Annotated in this window: 24 protein-coding genes and 1 tRNA gene; 10 read left to right on the top strand and 15 right to left on the bottom strand. The window is 62.4% G+C overall.

Going from position 1 to position 26,269, the window contains the following annotated elements; translation table 11 throughout:
• Positions 1 to 113: 113 nt before the first annotated feature.
• Positions 114 to 1,955, bottom strand: coding sequence for an ABC transporter substrate-binding protein (locus EKH81_RS00175; RefSeq protein WP_132059220.1), 1,842 nt, complete (start codon positions 1,953 to 1,955; stop codon positions 114 to 116).
• 300 nt (positions 1,956 to 2,255) lie between these two features.
• On the opposite strand from EKH81_RS00175, the gene EKH81_RS19220 reads away from it, so the two are divergent.
• The 3 genes from EKH81_RS19220 to EKH81_RS00165 all read left to right on the top strand — a co-directional run bounded on the left by EKH81_RS19220 (position 2,256) and on the right by EKH81_RS00165 (position 7,989).
• Positions 2,256 to 2,426 (top strand): DUF7556 family protein, encoded by a 171-nt coding sequence (locus tag EKH81_RS19220; RefSeq protein ID WP_202935023.1) that lies wholly within the window; start codon positions 2,256 to 2,258, stop codon positions 2,424 to 2,426.
• Between the two features lie 97 nt (positions 2,427 to 2,523).
• Positions 2,524 to 2,943 carry a PPC domain-containing DNA-binding protein gene (locus EKH81_RS00170; protein ID WP_132059219.1) on the top strand — a complete coding sequence of 140 codons (420 nt, stop codon included), beginning with the start codon at positions 2,524 to 2,526 and terminating at the stop codon, positions 2,941 to 2,943.
• On the top strand, positions 2,944 to 7,989 hold the full coding sequence (locus EKH81_RS00165; protein WP_132059218.1) for a DNA polymerase II large subunit: 5,046 nt from the start codon (positions 2,944 to 2,946) through the stop codon (positions 7,987 to 7,989). It abuts the gene before it with no gap.
• A gap of 278 nt (positions 7,990 to 8,267) precedes the next feature.
• Here EKH81_RS00165 and EKH81_RS00160 read toward each other — a convergent pair whose 3' ends face one another.
• Together EKH81_RS00160 and EKH81_RS00155 are read right to left on the bottom strand one after the other, a co-directional pair.
• The gene (locus EKH81_RS00160) at positions 8,268 to 8,927 is read right to left on the bottom strand and encodes a metallophosphoesterase family protein (protein ID WP_132059217.1); all 660 of its coding nucleotides are present in this window, start codon (positions 8,925 to 8,927) and stop codon (positions 8,268 to 8,270) included.
• A gap of 25 nt (positions 8,928 to 8,952) precedes the next feature.
• A complete protein-coding gene (locus EKH81_RS00155) occupies positions 8,953 to 9,528 on the bottom strand; it encodes an IMP cyclohydrolase (protein WP_132059216.1) in 576 nt (191 codons plus the stop codon).
• Between the two features lie 142 nt (positions 9,529 to 9,670).
• Between EKH81_RS00155 and EKH81_RS00150 the strand changes: the two genes are divergently transcribed.
• Positions 9,671 to 9,743 (top strand) — tRNA-Gln (locus EKH81_RS00150).
• Positions 9,744 to 9,761: 18 nt separating this feature from the next.
• Here EKH81_RS00150 and EKH81_RS00145 read toward each other — a convergent pair.
• The 3 genes from EKH81_RS00145 to EKH81_RS00135 form a co-directional block, all read right to left on the bottom strand.
• Complete coding sequence (locus EKH81_RS00145; protein ID WP_132059215.1) at positions 9,762 to 10,406, bottom strand: helix-turn-helix domain-containing protein; 645 nt, start codon at positions 10,404 to 10,406, stop codon at positions 9,762 to 9,764.
• Between the two features lie 69 nt (positions 10,407 to 10,475).
• Positions 10,476 to 11,669 carry an FAD-dependent oxidoreductase gene (locus EKH81_RS00140; protein ID WP_202935022.1) on the bottom strand — a complete coding sequence of 398 codons (1,194 nt, stop codon included), beginning with the start codon at positions 11,667 to 11,669 and terminating at the stop codon, positions 10,476 to 10,478.
• Positions 11,666 to 12,073, bottom strand: coding sequence for a hypothetical protein (locus tag EKH81_RS00135; RefSeq protein WP_132059214.1), 408 nt, complete (start codon positions 12,071 to 12,073; stop codon positions 11,666 to 11,668). The genes EKH81_RS00140 and EKH81_RS00135 overlap by 4 nt, the downstream gene beginning before the upstream one ends.
• A 147-nt stretch (positions 12,074 to 12,220) precedes the next feature.
• Between EKH81_RS00135 and EKH81_RS00130 the strand changes: the two genes are divergently transcribed.
• Entirely contained in the window at positions 12,221 to 12,673 is a 453-nt protein-coding gene (locus EKH81_RS00130; protein WP_132059213.1) for a DUF6220 domain-containing protein, read from the top strand.
• Positions 12,670 to 13,161, top strand: coding sequence for a halocyanin domain-containing protein (locus tag EKH81_RS00125; protein ID WP_132059212.1), 492 nt, complete (start codon positions 12,670 to 12,672; stop codon positions 13,159 to 13,161). The genes EKH81_RS00130 and EKH81_RS00125 overlap by 4 nt, the downstream gene beginning before the upstream one ends.
• Before the next feature lie 35 nt (positions 13,162 to 13,196).
• Here the strand turns inward: EKH81_RS00125 and EKH81_RS00120 are convergent, their stop codons facing one another.
• The 4 genes from EKH81_RS00120 to EKH81_RS00105 form a co-directional block, all read right to left on the bottom strand.
• Positions 13,197 to 13,697: an MOSC domain-containing protein gene (locus EKH81_RS00120; RefSeq protein ID WP_132059211.1), complete on the bottom strand. Its 501-nt coding sequence runs from the start codon at positions 13,695 to 13,697 to the stop codon at positions 13,197 to 13,199.
• A gap of 246 nt (positions 13,698 to 13,943) precedes the next feature.
• The gene (locus EKH81_RS00115; protein ID WP_132059210.1) at positions 13,944 to 14,324 is read right to left on the bottom strand and encodes a DUF5789 family protein; all 381 of its coding nucleotides are present in this window, start codon (positions 14,322 to 14,324) and stop codon (positions 13,944 to 13,946) included.
• 57 nt (positions 14,325 to 14,381) lie between these two features.
• Entirely contained in the window at positions 14,382 to 14,924 is a 543-nt protein-coding gene (cgi121, locus tag EKH81_RS00110; protein WP_132059209.1) for a KEOPS complex subunit Cgi121, read from the bottom strand.
• A gap of 22 nt (positions 14,925 to 14,946) precedes the next feature.
• A complete protein-coding gene (locus EKH81_RS00105; protein WP_132059208.1) occupies positions 14,947 to 17,268 on the bottom strand; it encodes an ATP-dependent DNA helicase in 2,322 nt (773 codons plus the stop codon).
• A gap of 628 nt (positions 17,269 to 17,896) precedes the next feature.
• Between EKH81_RS00105 and EKH81_RS00100 the strand changes: the two genes are divergently transcribed.
• From EKH81_RS00100 to EKH81_RS00090, 3 genes are all read left to right on the top strand, one after another.
• The gene (locus tag EKH81_RS00100) at positions 17,897 to 18,835 is read left to right on the top strand and encodes an ATP-grasp domain-containing protein (protein WP_162224330.1); all 939 of its coding nucleotides are present in this window, start codon (positions 17,897 to 17,899) and stop codon (positions 18,833 to 18,835) included.
• Positions 18,832 to 19,719, top strand: coding sequence for a zinc metalloprotease (locus EKH81_RS00095; protein WP_132059206.1), 888 nt, complete (start codon positions 18,832 to 18,834; stop codon positions 19,717 to 19,719). Before EKH81_RS00100 ends, EKH81_RS00095 begins: the two co-directional genes overlap by 4 nt.
• An 85-nt stretch (positions 19,720 to 19,804) precedes the next feature.
• Positions 19,805 to 20,050, top strand: coding sequence for a ferredoxin (locus EKH81_RS00090; protein WP_132059205.1), 246 nt, complete (start codon positions 19,805 to 19,807; stop codon positions 20,048 to 20,050).
• 407 nt (positions 20,051 to 20,457) lie between these two features.
• On the opposite strand, the gene EKH81_RS00085 is transcribed toward EKH81_RS00090, so the two are convergent.
• The 5 genes from EKH81_RS00085 to EKH81_RS00070 all read right to left on the bottom strand — a co-directional run bounded on the left by EKH81_RS00085 (position 20,458) and on the right by EKH81_RS00070 (position 23,395).
• Positions 20,458 to 21,228, bottom strand: a complete 771-nt coding sequence (locus EKH81_RS00085; protein WP_132059204.1) for a DUF7089 family protein — start codon at positions 21,226 to 21,228, stop codon at positions 20,458 to 20,460.
• Entirely contained in the window at positions 21,228 to 21,320 is a 93-nt protein-coding gene (locus EKH81_RS19980; RefSeq protein WP_449405098.1) for a hypothetical protein, read from the bottom strand. The genes EKH81_RS00085 and EKH81_RS19980 overlap by 1 nt, the downstream gene beginning before the upstream one ends.
• 151 nt (positions 21,321 to 21,471) lie before the next feature.
• A complete protein-coding gene (locus EKH81_RS00080) occupies positions 21,472 to 22,338 on the bottom strand; it encodes a Zn-ribbon domain-containing protein (protein ID WP_132059203.1) in 867 nt (288 codons plus the stop codon).
• A gap of 12 nt (positions 22,339 to 22,350) precedes the next feature.
• Positions 22,351 to 22,749 carry a DUF2073 domain-containing protein gene (locus EKH81_RS00075; RefSeq protein WP_132059202.1) on the bottom strand — a complete coding sequence of 133 codons (399 nt, stop codon included), beginning with the start codon at positions 22,747 to 22,749 and terminating at the stop codon, positions 22,351 to 22,353.
• A gap of 4 nt (positions 22,750 to 22,753) precedes the next feature.
• A complete protein-coding gene (locus EKH81_RS00070; RefSeq protein WP_132059201.1) occupies positions 22,754 to 23,395 on the bottom strand; it encodes an Era-like GTP-binding protein in 642 nt (213 codons plus the stop codon).
• Between the two features lie 1,322 nt (positions 23,396 to 24,717).
• On the opposite strand from EKH81_RS00070, the gene EKH81_RS00065 reads away from it, so the two are divergent.
• A complete protein-coding gene (locus EKH81_RS00065; RefSeq protein WP_132059200.1) occupies positions 24,718 to 26,238 on the top strand; it encodes a Cdc6/Cdc18 family protein in 1,521 nt (506 codons plus the stop codon).
• Positions 26,239 to 26,269 lie beyond the last annotated feature (31 nt).

The raw sequence follows: 26,269 nt of genomic DNA, 5'->3' as shown, positions 1-26,269 counted from the left end.
ACCGGTTTCTCATTGTGTCTTGCGTTTTGTCGGGTGACGGTTCGCGAACGGACGCCGTATCCGCCGCTATCGGTGTGCCGCCGAGCGTGTCAATAAAGGAAATCGGTGAGTCGTTAGTTGTCGCGTTCGCTGAGTTCGACGTTGTTGTACATCTGACGGCTGTATCCGCCACCACCGAACTGGGGCACATCGACCCAGTCGTAGCTGAACCGCTCTTCGAGCAGGTGGTAAGTGGGGAGGAGAGCCACGTCTTCCCAGTTGGCCTCTTCCATCTGGACGTAGGCCTCGTTACGCGCCTGTTCGGCCTCGTCGGTCGGCGCGAGGTTGTCCTGAACCGTCGCCCACGCTTCCTCGGCGGTGTCGGCCGCGTCGGTGTCCATCCAGTTGAGGTACGAGATGGGCGCGTCGAGGTCGGTGTCGGTTTGGGGCGGGTTCAGCAACTGCAGGAAGTTGTCCGGTGCGGGCCAGTCCATCACCCAGCCGAGCGAGTAGGCTTCGAGGTTTCCGTTTCGACCGCGTTCGAGCAGGGTCGAGAACGGCGCGCTGTCGACTTCCATGTCGATGTACGCGCTCGCGAGCTGGTCGCGCAGGAGAACGGCGACGTCCTCCCACGTGTCCGAGGACTCGTACACCGTCATCGTGAACTCGTAGCGTTCGTTGTCGCTGTAGCCAGCCTCTTCCATGACCTGTCGAGCCTGGTCGAGCTGGGACTCGTTGTAGCCGTAGGGGTAGCTTTCCTCGGCGTGGGCGTCGTACTCGGGCGCTCCGCCGGGGTAGGCGTTCGGCGGGGTGAAGTGGTACGCGGGCGTGCCGCGGTCCTTGAAGATTTGTGCGACGACTTCCTCTTGGTTCATCGCGTACGCGGCGGCCTGACGCGCGGGCTTCTCGACCGCATCGGTGTTGAAGCCGACGTAGTAGGCGTTGATGGTCGAGACAGCCTCGTAGTTGAGCGTGGCGTCGCTCGTCGTGGGACCGTACGTTCCGGTCTCGCGGCCGAGGTCGTCGGTGTTCTCGACGCTGACCTTGTCGGGGTCGTACTGCGACGTCTGGAAGTCGCTGAACAGGTCGGCGTTCTGGTTGACCACGGCGTAGGTGTACTTGGCGTTCGCGTCGGAGGAGATGTTCCAGTGAACGCCGTCGATGCTGGCGGCGTCGCCGTGGTAGTCGCCGTACGCGGTGACGATACACTCGGTGTCGGACTCCCAGGTGTCGAACTCGAACGGGCCGGCACCGACCGGGGACTCGGTCGCGAACTCCTCGTGTTCCATCTCGCCGTCGTAGCCGTCGATATCGCCGAGGATGCCCTCGGGAATCGCGGCGAACGAGGTGTACGCCAGCATCGGGAGCGTGGCGTGGAACGGTCCGTCGAGCTCCATCTCGATGGTGTAGTCGTCGGTCGCGTCGACCGCCATCGACTCGGGCTGGTAGGCATCCTCGTCGTCGGTCTCGTGAACGACGCCGATAGAGTCGAGGATGAAGTACGCCCGACTCGAATTCTCGGAGGCCGCGAGGCGCTCCCACGCGTAGACGAAGTCCTGTGCGGTCACTTCGTCGCCGTTGTGGTACGTCGCACCCTCTTTGAGCGTGAACGTGTACGTCGTGAAGTCGTCGGAAACCTCGTAGTCGGAAGCAATCTGCGTCTCAGGCTCGACTTCCGCGTTCGGATAGTTCATCAGCCCGTCGAAGAGCTGCTGGATGACCTCCCCGGAGGCGGTGTCGGTCGCCTCTATCGGGTCGAGCGTGGTCATCGTCGAGTTCATTCGGCGGAGATAGTTATCGCCCACCTCGGTCGTTTCGTCTTCCGCGGTCGTCTCCTCGGTGTCAGCACCGGACTCGGTGGTCTCGTTCCCACCGTCGTCGCTGTCCCCCGTACACCCGGCGAGGGCGACGGCCGATGCGGCACCGCCAGTCGCCTGCAGGAAGCGACGGCGGCTCAGGTTGTCAGTATCTGTCATCCAACGGGTCATTGTGAATCAGTGCGGATAAAATTACCGTTTATTAACGGGGGACTATCTGTTTCAGATACATAATTACATTTAGAATTCGTGTACGTGTTTTTAGCTGAGAGCGAATAACTACCGTGGTGCGTCAGAACTAGACCCACGGTACCTCGTCACGAAAAGCAGCACTCGGGCGGAGCGGTTGAACAGATTCGCGTCCGGTGAAGACGTCAGCTCCTCGCCAGTAACGGCCGATTCCCCGGCGAGTTCGCCCAGTTTCGGAGCGTTTATAATCCGTGATACCAATTACCACATATGGTCCCGAACACGGCCACAGCGACCAATTCGGTCGGAGAGTGTGAGGTCATGGCCTCGCTGGACGATGATGGGCAGACCGAGCGACTCATCATCGCGGATATGACCGACGACGGCGCGTGGCTCTCGGTCGCGGTATCCGGAAGCGTTTCCCTCCCCGAGTGGCAGTAGCGGCCGTTCCGCTTTTCGACAGTCGAGTGTCGGCTATCGCCCGACGATAACGAGCCAATACTCAACCTTTTTGCCGGAGGTGTACGTTCCCGTGGGTATGAACTACAGGGAGGTCTCAGGGGACCGCGAGTTCGTCGCCCGACTCGGACACGGCGAGGACTGGCGGAGCGAAATCGAATCGCTCGCCGACGACGAAGGGGTCGATTCGGCGTGGTTCGTCGCGATGGGCGCGGTACAGGACGCCACGGTCTGGTACTACGACCAGTCCGAACTGGAGTACCGCGAGGTGACGTTCGACGAACCGCTCGAAGTCGCGTCGTGTGTCGGCAACGTCTCGTGGCTCGACGGGGAGCGGTTCGCCCACACCCACGCGGTCCTGTCGCGTCGGAGCGGCCAGACGCTCGCGGGACACCTCGACGCCGCGACGGTGTTCGCGGGCGAACTCTACATGCGGACCTTCGAAACCGAACTGGCCCGCGAGCGCGACGAACCGACCGACCTCGACCTCTGGCTATAGATGCGCGAGCAAGACGAGCAGTACTTCGAACGCCTCGAATCCGACCTCGACGACGCGTTCGAGGTCGCACAGGCCGCCCGCGCCGACAGCGGCGACCCGAAGCCCGAGGTCGAGATTCCGGTCGCCAAGGACATGGCCGACCGGGTCGAGAACATCCTCGGCATCGACGGCGTGGCAGAGCGCGTCCGCGAGCTGGAGGGCGAGATGAGCCGCGAAGAGGCCGCGCTCGCGCTCGCGGAGGACTTCGCGGAGGGACGGGTCGGCGATTACGAGAGCAAGGCTGGCAAGGTCGAGGGCGCGGTCAGAACTGCGGTCGCGCTCCTGACCGAGGGTGTCGTCGCCGCACCCATCGAGGGCATCGACCGGGTGGAGATTCTCGAAAACAGCGACGGCACGGAGTTCGTCAACGTCTACTACGCCGGGCCGATTCGGTCGGCGGGCGGGACCGCCCAGGCTCTCTCGGTCCTCGTGGCCGACTACACTCGCGCGCTCATCGGCCTGTCGGAGTACGACGCCCGCGACGAGGAAATCGAGCGCTACGCCGAGGAAATCGGACTCTACGACAAGGAGACCGGTCTCCAGTACACGCCGAAGGACAAGGAATCGAAGTTCATCGCCGAGCACATCCCCATCATGCTCGACGGCGAGGCCACGGGCGACGAGGAAGTGTCGGGCTTTCGGGACCTCGAACGCGTCGATACCAACAACGCTCGGGGCGGCATGTGTCTCGTCCTCGCGGAGGGTATCGCGCTCAAAGCGCCGAAGATTCAGCGCTACACTCGGAATCTGGACGAAGTCGATTGGCCGTGGCTCCAGGACCTCATCGACGGTACCATCGGCAAGGACGACGGCGAGAGCGAGGGCGATACGGACAGCGAGGATGGAGACGGTGAGGACGCCAACGAAGACGGTGACGACGCCGACGAACCTGTCGAAACCGGACCGCCCCGCGTCGAACCCGCGACGAAATTCCTCCGGGACCTCATCGCGGGCCGCCCGGTCTTCGGCCACCCGAGCGAAGCGGGCGGCTTCCGCCTGCGCTACGGCCGGGCGCGCAACCACGGCTTCGCGACCGCGGGGGTCCATCCCGCGACGATGCACCTCGTGGACGACTTCCTCGCCACCGGGACGCAGATAAAGACCGAGCGCCCCGGCAAGGCCGCGGGCGTCGTCCCCGTTGACTCCATCGAAGGGCCGACCGTCAAACTCGCGAACGGCGACGTTCGGCGCATCGACGACCCCGAGACCGCCCTCGAACTCCGGAACGGGGTCGAAGCGATTCTCGACCTCGGAGAGTATCTGGTCAACTACGGCGAGTTCGTGGAGAACAATCACCCGCTCGCGCCCGCCTCCTACACGGTCGAGTGGTGGGTGCAGGACTTCGAAGCCGCGGGAGGGGACGTGCAGGCCCTGCGAGACTCGCCGCACGTGGACCTCGAAGACCCGACCGCCGAGGAGGCCGTCGAGTGGGCGACCGACTACGACTGTCCGCTCCACCCGAAGTACACCTACCTCTGGCACGACATCACGGTAGCGCAGTTCGAGGCGCTGGCCGAGGCGGTCGTCGCGGGAGAAGTCGAAGACGGCGACCTCGTAATCGAGAAGACCGAGTCGGTTCGGCTGGCGCTCGAAAAGCTCCTCGTCCGCCACTCGCAGGGCGACGACCGAATCCGGATTCCCGACTGGCGACCCCTCGCGCGCTCGCTCGGGGTCGCCGAAGACGGCGATTCGACCGACAGCGATTCCGGAGGCCTCGAAACGACGTGGGACGACCTCTCGACCGACGCCCGCGAGTGGGGCGAAGACGAACCCGGAGACAACGCGATGAAGGCGGTCAACGAGGTCGCACCGTTCGAGATTCGCGAGCGCGCGCCGACCCGCATCGGGAACCGGATGGGCCGCCCCGAGAAGTCAGAATCGCGCGAACTCTCGCCTGCAGTTCACACCCTATTCCCCATCGGCGAGGCGGGCGGTAATCAGCGCGACGTGGTCGCGGCCGCCTCTCACACCGAAGGAATGTCTGGCGTCCGCGGCGAAATCGAAGCCCAAGTCGGCCGCCGCGAGTGCGAGGACTGCGGCGAACACACCTACAAGACGAAGTGCCCGGAATGCGGGGGCAACACCTTCCCCCACTTCGAGTGTCCGAGCTGTGATTCGGTGGTCGAACTCGACGAATCCGGGCGCGCCGTCTGCTCGCGCTGCGAGGTCGAAGCCACGCCGGTCGAGCACCGAACCATCGACCTGAACGACGAACTCCGGTCGGCGCTCGAATCGGTCGGCGAGCGCGAGAACGCCTTCGACACGCTCAAAGGCGTCAAGGGGCTGTCGTCGTCGTACAAGACGCCCGAGCCAATCGAGAAGGGCATCCTCCGGGCCAAACACGGCGTCTCGACGTTCAAGGACGGGACGGTGCGCTACGACATGACGGACCTGCCCGTGACCGCAGTTCGGCCCGAGGAGCTCGACGTGACCGTCGGACAGTTTCACGCACTCGGCTACGAGGAGGACGTGCGCGGCGACCCCCTCCGCCACGACGACCAACTGGTCGAACTCAAAGTGCAGGACATCGTCCTCTCGGACGGGTCTGCGGAACACCTCCTCAAGACCGCCGATTTCGTGGACGACCTGCTGGAGAGCTACTACGGACTCGAACCGTTCTACGAGATGGACGAGCGCGAGGAATTGGTCGGCGAACTCGTCTTCGGGATGGCTCCGCACACCTCCGCGGCCGTGGTGGGGCGAGTGGTGGGGTTCACCTCAGCGGCTGTCGGATACGCTCATCCGTACTTTCACGCCGCGAAACGCCGGAATTGCTTCCACCCCGAGACGAAGGTGTGGTTCGAAAATGAGGATGGGGAGTGGCGCTACGATGAAATTCGGACGCTGGTCGAGGAGCGACTGAAAGACCCGCGAGAAGACGACTTCGGCGCGTTAGTCGAGGAGCTCGATGATGACGTTTGGGTGCCATCGATTGACGATGACGGTAACGTCGTTCAGAAGCCGGTCGAAGCGGTCTCGAAACACCCCTCGCCGGACCACCTCGTCGAAATCGAGACGCGGAGCGGGCGAGAGATTACGGTTACTCCGGATCATTCGATGCGTCGATGGACACCAAACGGTGTGGAAAAAGTCGAAGCACGCAATTTAGCTACTGGTGACGAGATTCCGTCCGCAAAAGAGATTGGGTTCAAGGGCGAATGTGCTTCAATCGATCTTCTCGAAGAATTCTTGAACCTCAACTCCATTCCGAACGAGGACTTGATGATACGAGGACTTGGCGAGGAGAGAATCAAGAATCTTTTCGACTCTGCGACTGATGATAGCGGGTATCTCAAGCCAGTTGCAGAAAAGCTTGGTAAGAGCGATTCGTCGGTCTACAACTGGGTTAACCGAGATAGTGTCCCAGCCTCCGTGTTCGTTGAACTATTCGAAATTGAAGAAGTCATCGAAGAACTCCCTCACGCCCTTGAACTTGGGATTCGCCGTGATACCGCTTCGGTAAGTAGGACCCTTACTGTCGGGCCCGAGATGGCGAAAGTTCTCGGCTACTACACTGCTGAAGGTTTCACCCGCTCTGAAGAAGGCGGGTTCTATCAGATGACCATCTGCACGCCGGATGACGAACCACGGAAACATATTATCGAAACTCTAGAAGACGAACTCTCAGTGACGCCGTACGAAGAAAGCGAGTGGAAAGTCACGACTTCGAGTCGTCTTGTCGCCTCGCTCTTCACCGAAGTCTTTGACGCTGGGAGTTCTGCCGGAGAGAAGCGAATTCCGGAATGTATCGTAAACTCTCCAAAGTGTATTGTCAAAGAGTTCCTTCGGTCTTACTTCAGTGGCGATGGGAGTGTAGCAAGTGATAGAATTGATATTCGGGCACACACCGTCAGTGACGAGCTGAAGAACGACCTCGTCGCAATGCTCAAGCGATTCGGCATTGCTAGCAAGGTCTACACTGAGACTCGTTGTCCTTCGACTGGAGCAATTGCCGAGTTCTACGATGAAGAGCCGACTCCCGAATTCGAATCTTGGGTTCTCAAGATCACCTCGGAGAATGGTGCTCTCTTCAATGACCGAATCGGCTTCGACCTTGATAGAAAGGCTGAGACGTTAGAGGATTCACTGGACTCTATCCCGATTCGGTCTCAGCGTATCTTCGGTGATGGCGGCGACCTCTGGTTAGATGAGGTAGAGTCAGTCGAAGTGGTCCAATCCGACATTGACTACACTTACTCACTCACTGTCGAAGACACCCACACGCTCGTCGCGAACGACCTCTTTACCGGCCAGTGCGACGGCGACGAGGACTGCGTGATGCTCCTCATGGACGGTCTCCTGAACTTCAGCAAGGAGTTCCTCCCCGACCAGCGCGGCGGGCAGATGGACGCACCCCTTGTGATGTCCTCGCGCATCGACCCCTCGGAAATCGACGACGAGGCGCACAACATGGACATCGTCCGGCAGTACCCCCGGGAGTTCTACGAGGCGACCCGCGAGATGGCAGACCCCGGCGAAGTAGAGGACGTGATGACCATCGCCGAGGAGAACCTCGGCACCGACCGCGAGTACACCGACTTCCACCACAGCCACGACACCTCGAACATCGCGCTCGGACCCGACCTCTCGGCGTACAAGACGCTCGGGTCGATGATGGACAAGATGGATGCCCAGCTCGAACTCGCTCGAAAGCTATACGCGGTGGACGAAACCGACGTGGCCGAGCGCGTCATCGAGTACCACTTCCTGCCCGACCTCATCGGGAATCTCCGCGCCTTTTCGCGTCAAGAGACCCGGTGTCTCGACTGCGGCGAGAAGTACCGGCGGATGCCGCTTACGGGCGACTGCCGGGTGTGTGGCGGTCGGGTGAACCTCACGGTTCACCAAGGCTCGGTCAACAAGTACATGGAGACTGCGATTCAGGTGGCCGAGACGTACGACTGCCGAGACTACACGAAGCAGCGACTGGAAATCATGGACCGCAGGCTGACGAGCATCTTCGAGAACGATAAGAATCGACCATCGAGTCTCGGGGACTTCATGTAGAACCTTTTGCTGCGGGCGCGCCCCGAGAGGCGCGCCCTTGCAAAACGTTCATGAAAAACACTTCGTCACCCCCTCCTTCGGAGATGTGGCTGCAAAGCCGCCACATCTCTTCAGTCGGGGGTTCCTCGGTCCGCTCGCTCACTGCGTTCGCTCGCGGTAGAACTCCTGAGGTCTCCGCTCGGCTACCGCACCGCGACCGCACCGCCACTGTACCACTACCGCACCGCCACCGCAGAGCAACCGTACCGCCACAGCACAACGACCGCACTACGCGCTCGCTACCGTCCCTCAGAAAGCCGCGCTCCGACTTTTGCCGGAAGTCCGACCTCATCGATTGCACGCTGGACCGTCTCGATGTCGTACTCGACGCGGCGTTCTTCCACCGTGAGGGCGTCGAGGTCGAGGACCGCGTAGGCCGCGCGCGGGTCGCGGTCGCGCGGTTGGCCCACGCTTCCGGGATTCATCACGACGCCCTCGTCGTACACCTCGTGGTGCTGGACGTGCGTGTGACCCATCACGAGCACGTCCTCGTCGCCGAGGAGGTCAGGGGCGAACTCGTCGGGCGTCGTGTAGTGGTCGGGGTCGTTCGGGTGGCCGTGGACGATTTTCACCCGGTCGTCGAACTCCCGGCGCTCGTCGGGGAGGTCGGCCAGCCACGCGAGGTGTTCGTCAGAAAGTCGCTCGCGGGCGTGTTCGACCCCGGCCTGCGCCATCGAATTGAATCTGAACGAGGTTCCCGACGCGACCGCGCGGTCGTGGTTTCCCATCACCGAAGCAATCTCGCGGTCGCGGACTACCTTGACGCACTCGGCGGGCCACGGATTGTACCCCACCACGTCGCCCGCACAGACGAGCGCGTCCACGTCGCTCGCGTCCGAGAGAACCGCGTCCAGTGCGACCTCGTTCGAGTGAATGTCCGAGAGAACACCGACCTTCATGACCCAGTCTTGGGTCGCTATTGACTTAATTCCCGTTCTCGATTGCGAGCGAAAATCCATCGTCGGTGCGAGCGACACCGGCCGCACAGACCGCGTGTTCGAAGTCGAGGTCGTAGGCTTCTCTCGCGGCCTCGGCCGCGGTCTCGGCCCCGAACGCGAACGACTCTGGCGTATCCTTCTCGTAGGTCGCCACGAGCGTCGGTTCCTCGACTTCGCGGACGAGGAGAGCATCCCGGCGCACGATGCCGATGGAGGCTGAATCGCTCGTGAGGACCCCCGCGATTCGGGGCGTGTCGTAATCGTCCTTCTCGTAGTCGAGCGCGAGCAGACTCTCGGCGAGCGCGTCTCGCGCGGGGTAGCCGAGTTCGAGTTTCTCGGTTATCGGGTCCACCTGCGAGCCGTTTCCGACGACCGCCGAATCGTCGGTCGTCCGAACGCAGTTGTACGAGATGTAGGGGTTGTCGGTCTCGGGAGCGTCCGGAGTCGGCGAAACAGTCAACGCGCCGTCGCGCTCGATTACCTGCCGGTTCGGGAACGACCGCGACGAGACGCGGTAGGCCGCCACGTCCGGGGCGACGACCAGAAATCGTCCGACGTACATACACGAACGTGCGTAGTTCGGAGCTAAGAAGGTGTTGGTTTATGCACGCTCGTCGAACCCGTTGTGGGAGAATGCGAAATGTTCGCACAGCGGGCCGAACGCGCAACGCTTACAAGCACTGGGAAAGTACGCAGGAGTGCAGAGTCCCATGGGGTAGTGGCCAATCCTGAAGCCTTCTGGGGGCTTCGACCCAGGTTCGAATCCTGGTGGGACTATATCCGTTTTTCGACGAACTACGACTCCGTAGTCGCGCGCTCGTCTCTCGGGTCGCCGACGGCGTCTTTGATAATCTCGCCTTCGGCGCGGTGGAGGACGCCGCTCACCACCGACTTGTTCACGTCGAGATGGTCCGCGATATCGGTGAGCGAACAGCCTCGCGGACTGTCGTAGTAGCCGCGTTCGACTGCGGTCGCGAGAATCTCGCGCTGACGGGAGGTGAGGGTATCGACCACGTCGTAGCCGTCCGTAATCGACAGCACTTCGTACTCGACATCGCGCTCGTCGAGAGCGTCCCACATCGCGGCCATCTTCGATTCGGGCATCACGAACTCGATGAAGAGGTACCCCTCGCGCGCGACGACCGGCGTCGTCGGATGATACTCGATGTCCTCGGAGACGAAGTAGCCGTCGGGCGGTCGGCCCTCTATCATGATGACTACGGTGTCGTCGTCGCTGTGCAGGACGCTCGACGAACCCGAGAACCACTGCTCGGTTTCCGTCACGAAGCGGCCGGGGTCGTCGGTTCGGACTTCCAACACGCTCGTGACGCCGTCCTCAGAGGGGTAGTTCGCGACGAATCGGATGACCGTGTCCGGAAATTCGTCGGCTATCGCGACCATGTCGGGCATCGGACCGACTTTGAGACGCACGCGGGGCATACCACCGATTCGGAGCCGAGGGCATTAGAGATGGAGGTGAACATGTTTACCCCCACCGCTGGACGCCTATCAGCTTCGAACGCTCACCGGTTCGTCCCAGTCCACCCGATAGGAGTAAATTTGGTCGAACTCCTCGACGCCGCGTTTGAGAAAGAACGGAAGCACGAGGTCCCGAACCTTCCGAGTAACCGCGTTCGAGGGCGCTTTCTGATTGCCCGTCCGTCGCGACATCTCCACGATGTCCTCGACGCGCTTCTTGCGAAGTTGTTCGAAGGCCTCGAACGCGGCCGGAACGTCTCCAACGTCGCGCAAACACTTCGTCAGCACGATTGCGTCCTCCATCGCGAGCGACGCACCCTGCCCGACGTGCGGCGAGGTCGCGTGCGCGGCGTCACCGACGAGACACGCCGACTTCCGGTGCCACGCCGGGAGCGATGGGAGGTCGTAAATCGGCCACCGACCGATTTCGCCGTCGGTCGAACGGATGATTTCGGCGACGGAATCGTGGTCGTCGCGGTGGCGTTCGAGCAGTTCGGCCCGCCACTCGTCGGTCGAAATCGCGTCGAGTGCCGCCCGGTCGGGTTCGGGCGAGCGCTCGTGGTTCTCGAACCAGTAGATTTCGCCGGCCGGGACCTTCTGATAGCCGAAGAAGCCGTCCACGCCGAACGTCATCCGCATGACGCCGTCGGAGTCTGGAATCGAGTCGTTCCGCGCGAACGCACCCGAGTCCACGATGCCCGTGTACTCGGGGTCGGGCGCGCTCGGCAGAATCGAGCGTCGGGTCCGGGAGTGGATGCCGTCACAACCGATGAGGAAATCGCCGTGGGCTTCGGTTCCGTCGTCGAAGTACGCGATAGCTACGTCGTCGTTGGGCGTTTCGACATCGGTGAGTCGCTTGCCGAACTCGACGGTCACGCCCCGGTCGATTGCGGCCTCGCGGAGCGTCTTGGTGAGGAGACCCCGCTTGACGAGCGTCGTCGGCGTCGGATTCTCGCCGAGTCGCTTCTCGTCGTGGTTCTGGAAGACGAGGCTGTCGGTTCTGTGGCCGAGTTCGAGGATATCGTCTTCGAGACCCAGCGTAGCGAGCACGTCCGTCCCGTTGGCCGCGAGGTTGAGGAAGAATCCAGCCTCGTCGCGAGGTTCGGGGCGGCCCTCGTAGATTACGGGGGTGATTCCCACCCGTTGCAAGAACATGGCGAGGACGGGTCCGGCGACGCCACATCCGACGATGAGTGCCTTTCGTCCGGACTGCGTTTCGGTCACGGTCGAATCACCGTCCCCAGTTTGGCACCGACGAGTCCGGCCGCGACCGTGCCGACGAATCGAAGCGCCATGGCGGAGTCGGCCGCGCCGAACGCGAGTCCGATTCCGGCGGCCAGAAGGCCGACTGCGAAACCGTGAGCGAGCGCAGCCTGTGGCTCGACACTCCGAACGACCCACGCCGCGGCCGCGGCCGTCAGGAGAATCGTCAGCGCGGGAAAGACCCACGTGGCGAGGACCGCGTTCCACTGTCCGAACGCGGCTTGGTCGGGTTCGCCGAGCGCCACGAACGACGCGACGACGGTGTAGCCGACGATGGCAACGACGAGTACTCCGACCGAAATCGCGTGCGGCGCGACGCCGCCCGCGACGATTCGCTTCCACTGCCAGTGTGATGCTGTCGTCATCGCTACCGAGTAGCAGTTACCGGAGAATCAGGGTTGAGGACCACATGTTCACTTCGTAATCATAATGTCGTTCAGTGTCCGCGACCCCACGGTCAGGCCAACATGTTCACGCCAACGTTCTCCCCCGCTCCGGGCCACCGAACGACCGTGAATTTCGCTACTGCGACAGCCGAATCCGACCGGACGAGCGAGCGTTCGACCCTCGTCGCGTGGAGTCAAAGCGGCTACCTCCTCGCGTCGGTGCTGTTCACCGTCGGCGTGCTCGTACAGGTGTACATCGCGGGAATGGCAGTGTTCGTGGACTCCGCGCGGTGGAGTTCCCACGTCTCGTTCGGGACCACGCTCCCGATTTTCCTCGCGGCGATGTTCGCACTCGCGCTGGTCGGGAAGCTCCCGCGAGCGCTCAAACTCCTCCCGGTCGGGATATTCGCGCTGTTCTTCGTCCAGTTCAGCACGGCGCACCGATTCGGGTCGCTGGTCGGCGCGATTCACCCGGTCAACGCACTGGTGATTTTCTGGCTGGCGACGGTCGCCGTGCGGCGCGCGTGGCCACTGGCCGTCGGGAGACCGCCGTCGCCCGAGACGGAGACGAAGACATGACTCGAAAATCCACGACTCGACCTCGGAGAACCGTGCTTCGAACGATTGGCGCACTCGCGCTCGGCACCAGTCTCGCTGGATGTGCGACCGATGGGGCTGAAGAAAGCGAGCGTCCCAACAGCGCGTACGTCGATACCGAACCCGATTACGACGGGTGGTTCGACGGCGTCGGAAACTACGAAGGGACGGTGGACTGGCGGGACCGCGAGGAAGTGACCGTCAACGTCGGGGCGGGGAGTCGAGGGATGAGCTTCGACCCGCCCGCAGTTGCGGTGACGACCGGAACGACCGTCGTCTGGAAGTGGACCGGCGACGGCGGAGGTCACAACGTCGTCGCCGAAGACGGCGCGTTCGAATCCGAAACCACCTCCTCGGAGGGCCACACCTTCGAGCAGACGTTCGACGGGGAGGCGACCCACAGATACGTCTGCGAACCACACGAATCGACCGGGATGAAAGGCGCCGTCGTGGTCGAAGACTCCGCGTGAGCGTCTCGGCGCTCGACCGTCGTCGAATTCTCCGCTCACCAAACGATGTCGTCGCCGACGCTGACGCTCCCCGATTCGACGATTCGAGCGTCGAGTCCGCCCCGGTGTTTGAGCGCCTCCGCGGCGTCGGGCTGGTGGGCGAGCGACTGCATGTACTCACAGGGTTCACAGAGCGCCGTACCCTCGATAACCGCCTCGCCGACTCGGAACCGTTCGCCGACGAGGTGATTGAGCGCGACCCCTCGCGTCGTGATGTTCCGGCGGTGGGCACCGGGGTCGAGGTCCACGTCGTAATCTTCCGCGACGGCTTCGAGCGCTTCGGCTTCGATGAGCGTCACGTCGCTCGGTTCGAGGTCATCCTGCTCGTTGTAGATGCCTTCGCCCTTGTAGTATCGGTCCTCCTCGATACCGCGGTCGGCGACCGCTTCGACGAAATCCCGCGGTTCGAGGTCGCCGCCCGTGCCCGGTGCGATGTGAATCCGCTCGACCGCGCCGACACGACTCCCGAGGACGGAATCCTCGTCTGTGTGACTCATGGCTACACGCAAGCCGTCGCGGAATCATAAATACACAGGAGAGCCACAGCGCGAACGCGAGGAGGCGAGCGACGGTTCCGAGTCGCCGCAGCGACGGAGAACCAAAATAATTAAATCGGTCTCTTTCGAAGCCGAGAAGGCGCAATTGTCCGAGCGAGATGGGGTCTTAAACCCACTCGATAGCCCCTGCCCTGTCTCTCGATTCAACCCCTTCGTTTCGACTGGAACCCGACGCGAGCGCGGGCCTCAGTGTGAGTTCACGTCCGATTCGCTGTCGGATTCCGAGTCGGCGAGTTCGCCGAGGTCGCGCTCTTTGTTGTACTCCTCGGGTCCCGCGGCGTCGCCGGTAATCTCGCCGTAGACCGCTTCCCGAGCCTCTTCAGCGGATTCGAATCGCTCGTCCACGAGGCGGTCGAACACGCTACCGAGCGATTCGGTCTCGTTCGTCAGGTCGAGGGGCTGGTCGCCGTACTCCGCGGCGAGTTCCTCGCTCGTCGCTGGGTACTTGTGTTCGCCGAGCATCCGGCCCGCCTCGCCGAGCGTCTCCTCGACGCTCTCGGCGCGTTCGCGCTGTCGTTCTCGGGCGTGCTGTTGCTCCGTTTCGGGGTCAGGGTCGTAGTCGGTCATGCGCACGAAGTAGGAGCGAAAATCACGTAATCCTGCTGGCTATCGAAGTGGAGTGGGTTACTTCTCCACGTCGAGCAAGGCGACCCGTTCTCTGACGAGGTCGGCGAGGCTGGCGTCGGTCGCGGCGAGTTCGGCGTCGGTCACCTCGAAAAAGTCCCGGACTGCACCGCGGTCGATGCGGTCGGCCGAAGCGGCGTCTGTCTCGGTCGGTGCGAGCAGGTCCCGGACCGCGTCGGCCGCGGCGGCTTCGTTGTCGTCGCCGTTGTCGCCGTTATCGCCGTCGTTATCGTCGCCGAAATGGTGGACCGCGACCGCAACCGCCGATTCCCCTTCGCCGACGCCCATCCGGAGCGCGCGATTAATCTGGCGGCGGCCCGCGGCGTACAGCAGAATCTCGACCGCGGGGTCCCGGGCGACGTTCTCCCCGCGGTCGAGCGCGCGACTCGCGCGCTCGACCGCGACCCGGAGGTGGTCCCGGCCGACCACGAGGTTGGCGTCGAACGCCTGTATCGCGCAGTCGAACTCCTCGCCGACCTCGCCGAGGTCGGCGAGGAAGCTATCGAGGTCGTCGATGTCGGCTCGGCCTTCGACGACCTTCATGGTCGGGTTCCCTCCTCCGCAATCACTCGAAATCACCCAGACTCTGCTGGCCGCTGTCGTCCGAGTCGGCGGTCGCGGCGGCGCGCGTCTCGCCGTCGGCTTCCACGCCCGTCAGGTCGGGGTCCTTCCGGCCGACGTTTTCGAGGATGGTCTCGGTGGTCTTCCGGCGGCCCCGGAGCGCGCCGAGGACGACCGACTTGTCGGCCTCCCGGAGGTCGGCCCGCGATTCGATGCCAGCCTCGTAGAGTCGGCGGGCGCGCTTGCGGCCGACGTTCCGAACTCCGGCGAGGTCGAGCAGTTCCTCGTCGACGCCGTACTCGACGCGCTTTCTGGCCTCGCGGATGGCCGGACCCCACTCCAAGTCGAGTTCGCCAGCGAGTCGCTCGGCCGCGTTGAGGAGCCACTCGCCGGTCTCGACCTTCCCGCGGATGTCGCCCGGTCCGACGCCGTACCGCTCGGTGATGTCGTCCTCGTCCAGTTCCGAAGCCCAGTCTTCGAGCAGGCGAGCGGTTTTGAGCGCGGAGAGCCAGTCCTCGAAGACGTTGTCCTCGAACTCCGAGGGCATCGACCCGAGGAACTCGGATTCGCGCTCGTAGGCGAGTTCGGTGTACTCCTCGCGGTCGCCCGACCGGAGGTAGAGTTCGTACATGTCCGGCGTGCGCGCGACGAGGTGGTAGAGACCGAGCGGGGTCGGGCGGTCCCCGGCAGCGCGCAGGCCGTGGATGATTTCGGCCGCGCTCATCGGGTCCACGTAGAGTTGCGAAACGCGGTGGCCGAGACCGGTCGCTCGCAATCCGCCGTCGGACAAGTCCGACGAGCCTCCGCTCGCTTCGCTCGCGGAGACCCCGTCCCCGCGTTCGAGGAACTCGTTCCGTTCGAGATATTCGAGGACGTTGTCCGTCACGGTTTCGAGTCGGCCCGTCTCGTCGGTCTGAGTCGCGTAGAGGGTGCGTTCGAGGAACGAGACAAGTTCGTCCTCGGTGTCGGCGAATCCGGAGGCCACGGTCGCGAGGATGTGGGTGCGCAGGGCTGGCTCGGCCGCGAGCTTCGACCGGACGGCTTCGGGTTCGGCCCAGACGTAGCGCTCGAACAGTTCGTCGAGTTCGTCGTGGCTGTTCGCGATGAGGACCGCCTCGCCGTAGGGGTCGAGTCCCGGGCGACCCGCCCGGCCAAACATCTGGTGGACCTCCAGCACGTCGAGCGGAGCCATTCCGCCCACGTCGCCGTCGTAGCGCCGCCAGTCGCGGACGATGACCCGGCGGGAAGGGGTGTTGACGCCCGCCGCGAGCGTCGGCGTCGCGGAGATGACCTTCACGAGTCGGTCGCGAAAGGCGTCCTCCACGAGCGCGCGACTCTCGCTGGAGAGTCCGGCGTGGTGGAACGCCGCGCCCTTCTCGACGGCGTCCGCGAGGTCGTCGCTGGTCTGGGTGTCGCTCGCGTCCCGGATTTGAGCCGCGATGTCTCGGAGTTCGTCGCGTTCGTCGGATGCGAGGTAGTCGCGGGTCACGTCGCCGAGTCGCCGCGCGGCGGCCTCGGCGTTCCGCCGGGAGTTCACGAACACCAGCGAGGAGCCTTCGTCGGTCAAGGTGTCCTCGACGAGCGCGGCGGTCGCCTTCTCGTTGCCCCTCGAAATCTGGGTCTTCGAGCCGTCGTCGAAGTGGAGGGCTTGGCCGTAGAGGACGCCCTTCCGGAGGTCGATTGGTCGCCACGTCGAGTCCACGAGCGTCGCGTCGAGCCAGTCGGCAATTTCGTCGGCGTTGCCGACCGTCGCAGAGAGCGCGACGGTCTGAAGATTCTCGTTCAGTTTCCGGAGTTTTGCGAGGGTGACTTCGAGGGTCGGACCGCGGTTCGAGTCGTCCACGAGGTGGACCTCGTCGGCGACCACGCAGGTCAGGTCGCCGACCCACTGCGCGCCGTTCCGGACGAGCGAGTCCACCTTCTCGCTGGTGGCGACGATGATGTCCTTCTGCGCGAGCCAGTCGCCGTCGCTGTCGTAGTTGCCGGTCGAGACGCCGACCGAGATTCCGTACTCCTCGAACTCCTCGAACTCGGCCCGTTTCTCGCTCGCGAGCGCGCGCAGGGGAACGATGTAGAGCGCCTTGCCGCCGCGGGCGACGCTGGTGAGCATGGCGAGTTCGGCGATGAGCGTCTTGCCGCTCGCGGTGGGAACGCTGGCGACCACGCTCTCGCCGTCGGCGATTCCGGCCTCGACCGCCTCGCCCTGCGGGGGGTAGAGTTCCTCGATACCCTGCTCGCGGAAGTGTTCGGCGACGCCCTCGGGGAGGTCGGGGATGTCAGATATTTCGACGGTCACGCCGACCACCGCCGCCGAGGGGCGGTCCATCGGAGGGCGGCCCACCGGGAGGCGGCCCGTCGGGAGACGAACGTACTCATTACCCCGAGGTTGGCGCGTCTTCTGGTTTAAACTGTCGGGTCGAGGCGTAGCGTTGGTAGGTAACGGAGTCGTCCACTCGGTTTTAATCGTCCACTCGACACGTCGGTTCGACGACGCAGTTTGGACACCGTCGGTCGTGCGAGTATCTATCGGAAAACGACACGAATGGGCCGGAAAGAGTGACACGAGTGCGCGAGGGAAAAATCGCGCACTTCACTTCTCGAAAGCGGGATGCCCGAGCGGACCGGGGTGCGCCCGAGCGTGGCTCACACTATCGACTGTGTGAAGTCGGAGTCAGCAGTACGCGATGCAGCCGCCGGTGTAGTAGGTGTTTTCGCGCTCTTCGACTTCCGCGAAGTCTTCCTCGTTGATGTTCTCGATGAAGTGTTCCATTGGTCTCGTCCCCTGTGATGGGGTACCATGACGGACGTATTATTCATATAAATATTTATCTATATCTATCTAAATATTTCAATAAAATTATTCTATTTCAGAGTGTATCCCGATACCACGCGATTTATTTTTGATGGTGTGAGAAGTGGTTTCTATGAGCGTCCTACTGTGTGGTCCTTCTTGGATGAACGAACTGGAACTGCTTGCCGACGAAATCGACAGCCGAGGCGGTGAGTTCGTCGCGTGTCACATCGACGAGTGGCCGGGCGAAGCCCTCATTCGATTCCGACCCGGCGCGGACGAAACCGTTCTCGGTGAGTCGCTCGCCCACGACGAAATTACGGGTGCTTACTTCCAATCGAACGTCCTCTTTCACCCGATTCCCGAGTTACAGAAAGACGCCTTCGAAGGACGAGACGATTTCGAGCGGATGCTAGCCCAGATTCGAGACCACCGGAGCGTCTTCGAGAGTCTCGCCAGACGACTCGAATCCGACGGAACGCGGGTGGTACCCAGAGTCCGAAATCACTACCTCCAAGCCCAGAAACCCTGGCAGTTGAGCCAGTTCGAACGCGAAGGCGTGCCGACACCGCCGAGTCTCTTCACCAACGACCCGGAAACCGTCGTCGATTTTCACCGTTCTCACGAGCGAGTGATATACAAGCCGACGACGAACGGCGCTCCGCCGTCGGAACTCACCGCGGACGACCTACGTGAGGAGCGACTCGAAGCGCTCGCGAGTGCGCCGGTCCAATTCCAAGCGTTCGTTCCGGGCGAGGACCTCCGGGTGTACGTGTTAGACGGGAAAGTCGTCGGCGCGATTCGGTACGAGAGCGAGACGTTCTCGTTCAAAATCGACCAAGAGGAAGGGAAGGACGTCGGCATCGAAGGCGCGTCGGTGTCCGAAGCCGTCGAAGCGAGCGCGGTCCGAGCGGTGGACGCCGTCGAACTGAGATTCGGTGCCGTAGACGTGCGGCGACGACCCGACGGCCGGCACGTCGTCTTCGAAGTCAACGAGACGCCGGTCTTCACCGGAGCCGATAGGCTCTGCGGGCAGAACGTTGCCGGAGCGCTCGCCGACTACCTGTTGGACGGTGGGGCCCAACGACCGTGGCCGAAATGAAGCGAGACGTCGAAGTCGCCGACCCCCCGGTCGGATTCACTTGGGGGAAGTCGGACGGCGAGCACTACCTGAAGAGTACGGACGGCGAACTCAGGCGACTTTCGGACGACGGCTGGCGGCTTCTTCGAGCGCTCGCCGACGGAGAGGTCTCGAAAGGAGACCTCGACGGAACGGCTCGGGAGGTCGTCGAGAATCTCGAATCCGAGGGGTATCTCCATTCGAACGAACCGGTCGTCGAACTTCGCCAGCCGGACCCGATTCGACTGTGGCCGAGGCTACTCTTATTCGTGGGTCTCGTGGCTATCGGCCTGTCGGTGGCGTGGGCCGAGTTTCCGACGATGCTCGCCCCGAACGAACTGGCGAGACCCTCCCGGCTCGTCCCGTTCGCGGGTCTCGTCGTCGCGACAATCGCAATCCACGAGGGCGGGCACTATCTGGCGAGCAAACCGTACTTCGACCCGTCCGTTCGGGTGGGTCTCGTGAACGGCACGCTTCCGTCCGTGATAACCGAGACGACACAGGCATGGATTCTCCCGCGAAACCATCGGCTCTGGATAACGTTGGCGGGTCCGTTCGCACAGATACTCTGGACGCTGTCGGTCGCCACGGTTTACTATCTCGTCTTCCCCGAAAGCGCCCTCCTGAGTACGTTCGTCGTCGCCATGGTGGTCGGGACGATATTCGTGCTCAATCCGTTGATTCACGGCGACGGCTACCTGCTGCTGGTAGATGCGTTCGAGATGACCGACGTGCGCACGACCGGTATCGAACACCTCAGACAGCGGACGGTGTCGCTTCCGGCCGTCTACGTCGTTCTCTCGTACGGCTTTGGAATCGGAATGACGCTCCTGATAGCCGCATCCGTGATTTCGTTCGTGTGGTAGGCCTCGCGTGCAGAACCGCGGAGATATCGACTCACCAAGCACCGACTCCGGCAGGGATTAGGTACTCCCGGACCAATCGACAGTCATGCGAATCGAATTCGACCGCGATGTCTGCACCGGAATGTTTCAGTGTACCGCCGAGTGGGACGCTTTCGAGGAGAACCGCGACGAGGGGAAAGCCGACCTCCGAGATTCAGAGGAGGAAGACGAGAGCGTGTTCGTCCGCGAAATCCCCGACGACGCCGAGTTCGACGCCAAGATGGCGGCCCGCGTCTGCCCCGTGGACGCCATCGCGGTGTACGACGACGACGGCGAGCAGATAATCCCCTAAATCGCCCCGTCAGTCGGTGAGACATTCTGCAAGTGAAACGAGGGGGTCGTAGAGCGAAGGCGCGGCTGGTGGTGCTGGCGCTAGAGAAGATAGCTTCATTAGGGATTCGAAATACGCGTCGAAGCCACGACGAAGTAAGAGTCGAAACTGCGGCGGCGCGTCCGCACGGGTCGCGGTCGATTCGCTCGAACTGCAGCGTTTCACTCTGTCGTTCGTACCTCGACGCCGTCGTCCGAGTCGTCGGCGTCGGGGTAGAGCTGTTCCTCCCAACCGTCTGCGTCCCCTCGGACATCCCAGAAGTCGCTCATGATTCCTGATTAGAAACTCGACGCGGAGGCTCAAAATGGTTACGTAACGCTTCGAGACCTGTTCGAGATGGGATACGACTCCTCATAGGATACGACTCCTCACTCGAACGTCTTCTCGGCCCATTTGACCGCATATGCCGCGCCGTGGTCGCGGTAGGCCAACGTGTCGAGCGCGGCGAACGGCGCGGGGAGGTCGAGACCGTGTTTGACCGCGCTGCAGGCGAACTCCGCGACGTCGGCGAAGTCGGTCTCGTCGCGGGCCATCGCTCCCGGAAGCCCCTCCAGTCGGGGTTCGATTCGCTCGCCCGCGTCGCGCCACGCCTCGAACAGTCGCGGGCGCTCGTCCTCCCAGTCGGCGAACGCCTCGCGGGTGTAGAGGCCGAGATACGCGTCGTACAGCGCCGCGGCGATTTGGTAGACGCTCCCCGAGTCGAACGGGAGTGCGGCGTCGAGTTCGAGATAGCGCTGGCCGAAGAATTCGAGGAAGTGTTCCGGGTCGCCCGACCCGACTTCGACCAGCGCCTCCGCAATCAGGAAGTCCACGAAGTCGTCGGGCGACCCCTGCACACGAGCTTTGACCAACACCGTCGGCGGGACGGTCTGACGAGTCCACGCCACGCTCCCGTCGCCCGGCATCCCGACGACGAAGTCCGACGAGGCGAACCGCCGGAGAAGTTCGGGCGCGTCGTCGGGAAGCCACTCTGCGGGGTACGAGAGCGGGTCGAGCGACTCGGCGAGCAGGCCGAGGTCCTCGGCCTGCGCGGGCGCGAGCGACTCGAAATCGCTCGCGCAGTCGAGCACGAGCGCGTCGGGTGCGTTGCGCTCGCGCACCGCGTCCACGTCCTCGGGGAGTGTGCGTTCCTCGAACATCACGCGAGGAGCCAGAGATTGACGAGTACCGCGACCGCCAGCACCGTCGTGATTCCGACCGTTCCGACCACAATTTTGGTTTCTTTGCTCATGGTCCGTGGTTCGAGCGCGAGCGTTTAAAACCCTCCAGTTCTCGATTCGAGACTCTCCGGATAGCTGATTCGAAACCCTCCCGATAGCCGATTCGAGGTCGCAATGTGCGACCTCGAATCGGCTATCTGAAATTATCTGTCGAATCCGGAACTATCTGTCCGGCGTCTCCCAGCCGTCCGGCACTTCGATGACGTACTTGCCGTCCTCCTGGAGCGCAATGATGTACTCCTCGCGCTCGAACAGTTCCATCAGATTGAGTTCGTACTGGCCGGGCTCCGCGATTCGGATGCTCTCGAACTGGCTGTTGAGTTCCTCGCGGAGTTCCTTCAGCCCGGGTGCGTTCTCGTCGGGCGTGTCGATGACCTCAGCGTCTTCTGGGGGGTCTGCGGCCGCGGGAGTTTCGGCGGTCTCGGAAGTTCCGGCAGCCGTCGAACTCTCGGTCTCCGCGGTCGAGGCCCGCGAGGCGTCGTCCGGAAGTTCGGCTTCGGTGACGATGTCACTTCGCGCGCTCGCCTGCGCGGTGTCCTCGGGTGCCGGTTCGGACGTTCCGTTTTCGGACGCGTTCGGTCTCTCGGTCGTCTTTCGGCCGTTTTCGGTTGCCTTCCGGCCGTTTTCGGTCTCCTCGCTTCCAGTGCGAACCCAGTCGCGGACGGTCTTGGCCGCGCGGTTCATCGCGCCCGGTCGGTCCTCCTCCTCGGTTTTGGATGCGGACGACCCCGTTTTGGATGCGGACGACTCGGCTCCGGTCGAGGCCGACGCGTCGGCGCTCGGGTTCGCGCCCGATTGTGCGCCTGCGGAGTCCTCGGGAGCTTTCTTCGGGGCGGTTCCGCCGGTCGTCGCTCCGACTCCGGCGGACGCACTCGTCGCTCCGGCACCTCCGTTCGCGGGTTCGGCCCCGTCCATCGCGCTCGCGGGCAGAAACTGGAACTTGTTTCCGCCGCAGTCGGGACACCCCGAGAGCATCTCCTTCGACCCGTCCTCGAACGCCCGTCCGCAGTTGGTACACTGGTGAGGCATCGGTGCTGTGGATTATTTCCGGGAGACGAGCGCGCTGATGAGGTTCTCGTCCTTGTGGAGGGTTTCTATCTGATTCGCTGGGCCGATGACGGTGAGCTTCGCCGACGACTCCTTGCCCATCAATCGGTCGAGGAAACTCTGGTCTGAGGTCTCCGACCGGGGATACGTCTCGATTTCGATGCCGTTGAACTCGTCGGGGCTGATTTCGGTCATCGTGACCTCGATGAGCTTGCTCTCCTCGTCGGGCGACAGCCCCTTTTCGAGGATGACGATGTTGCCGTCGCGGACGCCGTCGAGAATCATCCGTATCTTCTCCATCCCCGCCATGTTCGCCATCCGGTCCGCGCCGATGAGGTCTATCTGGACGCCGCCACCACCGTCGTTCGGTCCGTCCTCTTTCACTTCCGGCATGATATCACCCGAAGTACTCCGCGATTTTCGCGTACACTTCGTCCATGTTGTCGCCTTCGAGCGCGGAGAGCGGGATGGTCTCGTGCTGGGGGAAGGCGTTCCGAATGCGCTGGACGCTCGACTCTTCGAGGTCGGTCTTGTTGGCGAGAATCAGGACCGGGAGGTCTTGGCTCTCGATGATGCCGATGAGCATGGTGTTTACCTGCGTGAACGGGTCGGTACTGCTATCGAGCACGTAGATGACCCCGTCCACGTCCTCGCGGAGCCAGTGCATCGCCTCCGCGACGCCTTCGGTCGCCTCGCGGGAGCGCCGGACCGCGTCCTCCTTTTCCATGTCGTGGTCGAGAAACTCCTCGTAATCGACTTTCGTCGTCACGCCGGGCGTGTCCACGATGTCGATAGTGACCTTCTTTCCGTTGCGCTCGATTTCGACGTTCTCCTTTCGGCGGGCCCGGCGAGTTTCGTGTGGAATGTGACTCTCGGGACCGACCGCATCGCCGGTCCAATCGCGAGCGATGCGGTTCGCTAACGTCGTTTTTCCGGCATTTGGCGGTCCATAAATGCCGATACGCTTCGGTTCCTGTGCCGAGAATAGCTTGTCAGTGACGCGGGATATGCTGTCTTTGAGTTCCGTGAACAGTCCCATCCTTTCCTCCCAGTCCCTCACACCGGGAGATAGTACCGGTATGTGGGCTGTTGCGCGTACAACATTATCCCACCCACTTAAACCTACGTCAGACAACGCTCGGGAAAAGTGACGTTTCCGATATCGTGGAAAGAACGTGGTGGAGTGGAGACTGTGCGAGGCGATTGTCGTCTCCGTGCGGGGTACTTGTCGTCTCCATCCAGGTGATTGCCGTCTGGAGTACTATTAACTGGACCGTTTCATCGCTTTGTCGGGACACCGTTGTTTCACCTCGAACCGTACGCGCCATTGGCGGAGTATCGACCGAACTCGACCAGTGGAGAAATTTGAAGTTGTTTTGTGAGGCCACCAATACCTTGAAACGAACCGGTCTATGTGGGAATATCGGTGAAATATGGACATTCGACTCGGGGGAGCAGCAGTTGCAGTCGAAACAGGGGGGGGTCCAGTGCAAAGCAGGGTCGTGGGATGGGTCGTCGAGTGTAAGAGAGTGTAGGAGAGTGTGAGAAAAGAAAAACCGGAGAGAAAGCTAGCGAATGTTCAGGAGGGTTTGGAGTCGCCGACAAATGAACGACAACTGGGGGAGTGAAGATGTCGAGCAAGTCGGCAGTCGAAGGCAAAATTCGGCGTCGAGTCACCACCCCCACCCCTTCGTTTCGGGTGGAACGGAGGAGAAGACGGGTGGTGGGGAGAGACGAGCGTCTAATTCCACGGATACATCTAACCAAATTAACAATGGAGAATGGTTTGCAGATACTGTTTCTGTAGCAGAGTATTAAGTATTCCGCTACATAATAGACCCTCCCCCCGCCCCACCGTTTTCCCGTTCCACCCGAAACGAAGGGGTGGGGGGCATCACTGTTGCGTGGTACCACTTGTCTCGGTTCTCCTTCTTTTTCTTCGCCGCTTGAGTTCAGTTTCGTGTTCGATCCGAAATTAACACATCGAACGTTCTCATTCGACGTTCTCATCCGACGTTCACATCTGGTTTGAAAATATAGCCAAGCGCGAATTACCGTAATCACGTGCTGGTCGCACCCAAAAGCACGAACTGGTCGCACCCGAAACGAGGGCGGTAAATCGGCAGCGTACGACATATCCCCGGTGTGTACGACACATCCCCGGTGCCCTCGGGCTTTTGTCCATGTGTGAGCCAAAGAAGAAAGATTTTAATAGCCTGCTGGACCTTTGGTTCTCCTGCATCAACTGGACGTGTCTGCGACTTCTTACCTCCGACTCACCGCCGCTTTCGGTCGGTTTCGTCGGAATTTGGTCGTGCGCCGCACGTCTTCCACCCGAAACGGAGGGGTCGTAACGAACGCATGTCTGACGAAAACACGCAACCGACGGACGACGGGGTCGAGACCGGTCCCGACCGGAGCTTCGAGAACGTCGATTTGGACGACGTGGTTCTCGACGACGAGGGCGACGACCAGGGACTGTTCGACGACCTGCTGTCGGGAGAGCCTATCTTCGAGAACAAGGAGGTGCTCCGTCCGTCGTACACGCCGCACGAACTCCCGCATCGAAAGGACCAGATAAACAACATGGCGACGATTCTGGTCGCGGCGCTCCGGGGAGAGACGCCGTCGAACATCCTCATCTACGGGAAGACCGGGACCGGGAAGACCGCGAGCGCGAAGTTCGTGAGCAAGGAACTCGAAAGCACTTCTCAGAAGTACGACGTCCCCTGCAACGTCGAGTACATCAACTGCGAGGTGACCGACACCCAGTATCGCGTCCTCGCCCAACTCGCCAACAAATTCATCGAGAGCAACCGCGAGTTCGTCTCCGACCGCATCGACGAGCTATCGGCGCTCCGTGAGGAGGCGACCGCTAATTCCACGACCGCCGAATTCGACGCCATCACGGAGTCCTCGCTCGCGGACACCGAGTTCGACGCGCCCGAGGAAATCGACGCGCGAATCGAAGCCCTCGAAGACGACCGCGAGGAGATGGAACCGGTCCCGATGACCGGGTGGCCGACCGACCGCGTCTACAGCACGTTCTTCGACGCGGTGGACTACGAGGAACGGGTGGTCGTCATCATGCTCGACGAAATCGACAAGCTGGTCGAGAAATCGGGCGACGACACTCTCTACAATCTCTCGCGGATGAACTCGGAACTCGAAAACTCCCGCGTCTCCATCATCGGCATCTCGAACGACCTGAAGTTCACCGACTTCCTCGACCCGCGAGTCAAATCCTCGCTCGGCGAGGAGGAAATCGTCTTCCCGCCGTACGACGCCAACCAACTCCGGGACATCCTCCAGCATCGCGCCGACGTGGCGTTCAAAACCGACGCGCTCAGCGACGACGTGATTCCGCTCTGTGCGGCGTTCGCCGCTCAGGAACACGGCGACGCCCGGCGCGCGCTCGACCTACTCCGGACCGCGGGCGAACTCGCCGAGCGCGACCAGTCCGAGGGCGTGACCGAGACGCACGTTCGGAAGGCACAGGAGAAAATCGAACTCGACCGCGTGGTCGAGGTGGTCCGCACCCTCCCCACGCAGTCGAAACTCGTCCTGTTCTCCATCATCTCGCTCGAAAAGAACGGCGTCCACAACATCAACACCGGCGAGGTGTTCAACATCTACAAGCGCCTCTGCGAGGAAATCGACGCCGACGTGCTGACCCAGCGCCGCGTGACCGACCTCATCAGCGAACTCGACATGCTCGGTATCGTCAACGCTGTGGTCGTGAGCAAGGGCCGATACGGCCGGACAAAAGAAATCAGCCTCTCGGTTCCCATCGACGAGACCGAGGCGGTGCTGATGTCCGACTCCCGACTCGGCGACATCGAGAACGTCCAACCGTTCGTGCAGGCTCGATTCGACAACTGACTCGCCCTCGACCTGACTATCTTCGGCCTGA

The organism is Halorussus amylolyticus, assembly GCF_004143485.2.
GTDB lineage: Archaea > Halobacteriota > Halobacteria > Halobacteriales > Haladaptataceae > Halorussus > Halorussus amylolyticus.
This window is presented reverse-complemented; position numbering and strand designations above follow the sequence as displayed.

What these genes read in the sequence shown, in the direction of transcription:
- EKH81_RS00175 (WP_132059220.1), bottom strand. Translation starts at nt 1,955, where the DNA reads ATGACAGATACTGACAACCTGAGCCGCCGTCGCTTCCTGCAGGCGACT.
- EKH81_RS19220 (WP_202935023.1), top strand. Translation starts at nt 2,256, where the DNA reads ATGGTCCCGAACACGGCCACAGCGACCAATTCGGTCGGAGAGTGTGAG.
- EKH81_RS00170 (WP_132059219.1), top strand. Translation starts at nt 2,524, where the DNA reads ATGAACTACAGGGAGGTCTCAGGGGACCGCGAGTTCGTCGCCCGACTC.
- EKH81_RS00165 (WP_132059218.1), top strand. Translation starts at nt 2,944, where the DNA reads ATGCGCGAGCAAGACGAGCAGTACTTCGAACGCCTCGAATCCGACCTC.
- EKH81_RS00160 (WP_132059217.1), bottom strand. Translation starts at nt 8,927, where the DNA reads ATGAAGGTCGGTGTTCTCTCGGACATTCACTCGAACGAGGTCGCACTG.
- EKH81_RS00155 (WP_132059216.1), bottom strand. Translation starts at nt 9,528, where the DNA reads ATGTACGTCGGACGATTTCTGGTCGTCGCCCCGGACGTGGCGGCCTAC.
- EKH81_RS00145 (WP_132059215.1), bottom strand. Translation starts at nt 10,406, where the DNA reads ATGCCCCGCGTGCGTCTCAAAGTCGGTCCGATGCCCGACATGGTCGCG.
- EKH81_RS00135 (WP_132059214.1), bottom strand. Translation starts at nt 12,073, where the DNA reads ATGACGACAGCATCACACTGGCAGTGGAAGCGAATCGTCGCGGGCGGC.
- EKH81_RS00125 (WP_132059212.1), top strand. Translation starts at nt 12,670, where the DNA reads ATGACTCGAAAATCCACGACTCGACCTCGGAGAACCGTGCTTCGAACG.
- EKH81_RS00120 (WP_132059211.1), bottom strand. Translation starts at nt 13,697, where the DNA reads ATGAGTCACACAGACGAGGATTCCGTCCTCGGGAGTCGTGTCGGCGCG.
- EKH81_RS00115 (WP_132059210.1), bottom strand. Translation starts at nt 14,324, where the DNA reads ATGACCGACTACGACCCTGACCCCGAAACGGAGCAACAGCACGCCCGA.
- cgi121 (WP_132059209.1), bottom strand. Translation starts at nt 14,924, where the DNA reads ATGAAGGTCGTCGAAGGCCGAGCCGACATCGACGACCTCGATAGCTTC.
- EKH81_RS00105 (WP_132059208.1), bottom strand. Translation starts at nt 17,268, where the DNA reads ATGGACCGCCCCTCGGCGGCGGTGGTCGGCGTGACCGTCGAAATATCT.
- EKH81_RS00100 (WP_162224330.1), top strand. Translation starts at nt 17,897, where the DNA reads ATGAACGAACTGGAACTGCTTGCCGACGAAATCGACAGCCGAGGCGGT.
- EKH81_RS00095 (WP_132059206.1), top strand. Translation starts at nt 18,832, where the DNA reads ATGAAGCGAGACGTCGAAGTCGCCGACCCCCCGGTCGGATTCACTTGG.
- EKH81_RS00090 (WP_132059205.1), top strand. Translation starts at nt 19,805, where the DNA reads ATGCGAATCGAATTCGACCGCGATGTCTGCACCGGAATGTTTCAGTGT.
- EKH81_RS00085 (WP_132059204.1), bottom strand. Translation starts at nt 21,228, where the DNA reads ATGTTCGAGGAACGCACACTCCCCGAGGACGTGGACGCGGTGCGCGAG.
- EKH81_RS19980 (WP_449405098.1), bottom strand. Translation starts at nt 21,320, where the DNA reads ATGAGCAAAGAAACCAAAATTGTGGTCGGAACGGTCGGAATCACGACG.
- EKH81_RS00080 (WP_132059203.1), bottom strand. Translation starts at nt 22,338, where the DNA reads ATGCCTCACCAGTGTACCAACTGCGGACGGGCGTTCGAGGACGGGTCG.
- EKH81_RS00075 (WP_132059202.1), bottom strand. Translation starts at nt 22,749, where the DNA reads ATGCCGGAAGTGAAAGAGGACGGACCGAACGACGGTGGTGGCGGCGTC.
- EKH81_RS00070 (WP_132059201.1), bottom strand. Translation starts at nt 23,395, where the DNA reads ATGGGACTGTTCACGGAACTCAAAGACAGCATATCCCGCGTCACTGAC.
- EKH81_RS00065 (WP_132059200.1), top strand. Translation starts at nt 24,718, where the DNA reads ATGTCTGACGAAAACACGCAACCGACGGACGACGGGGTCGAGACCGGT.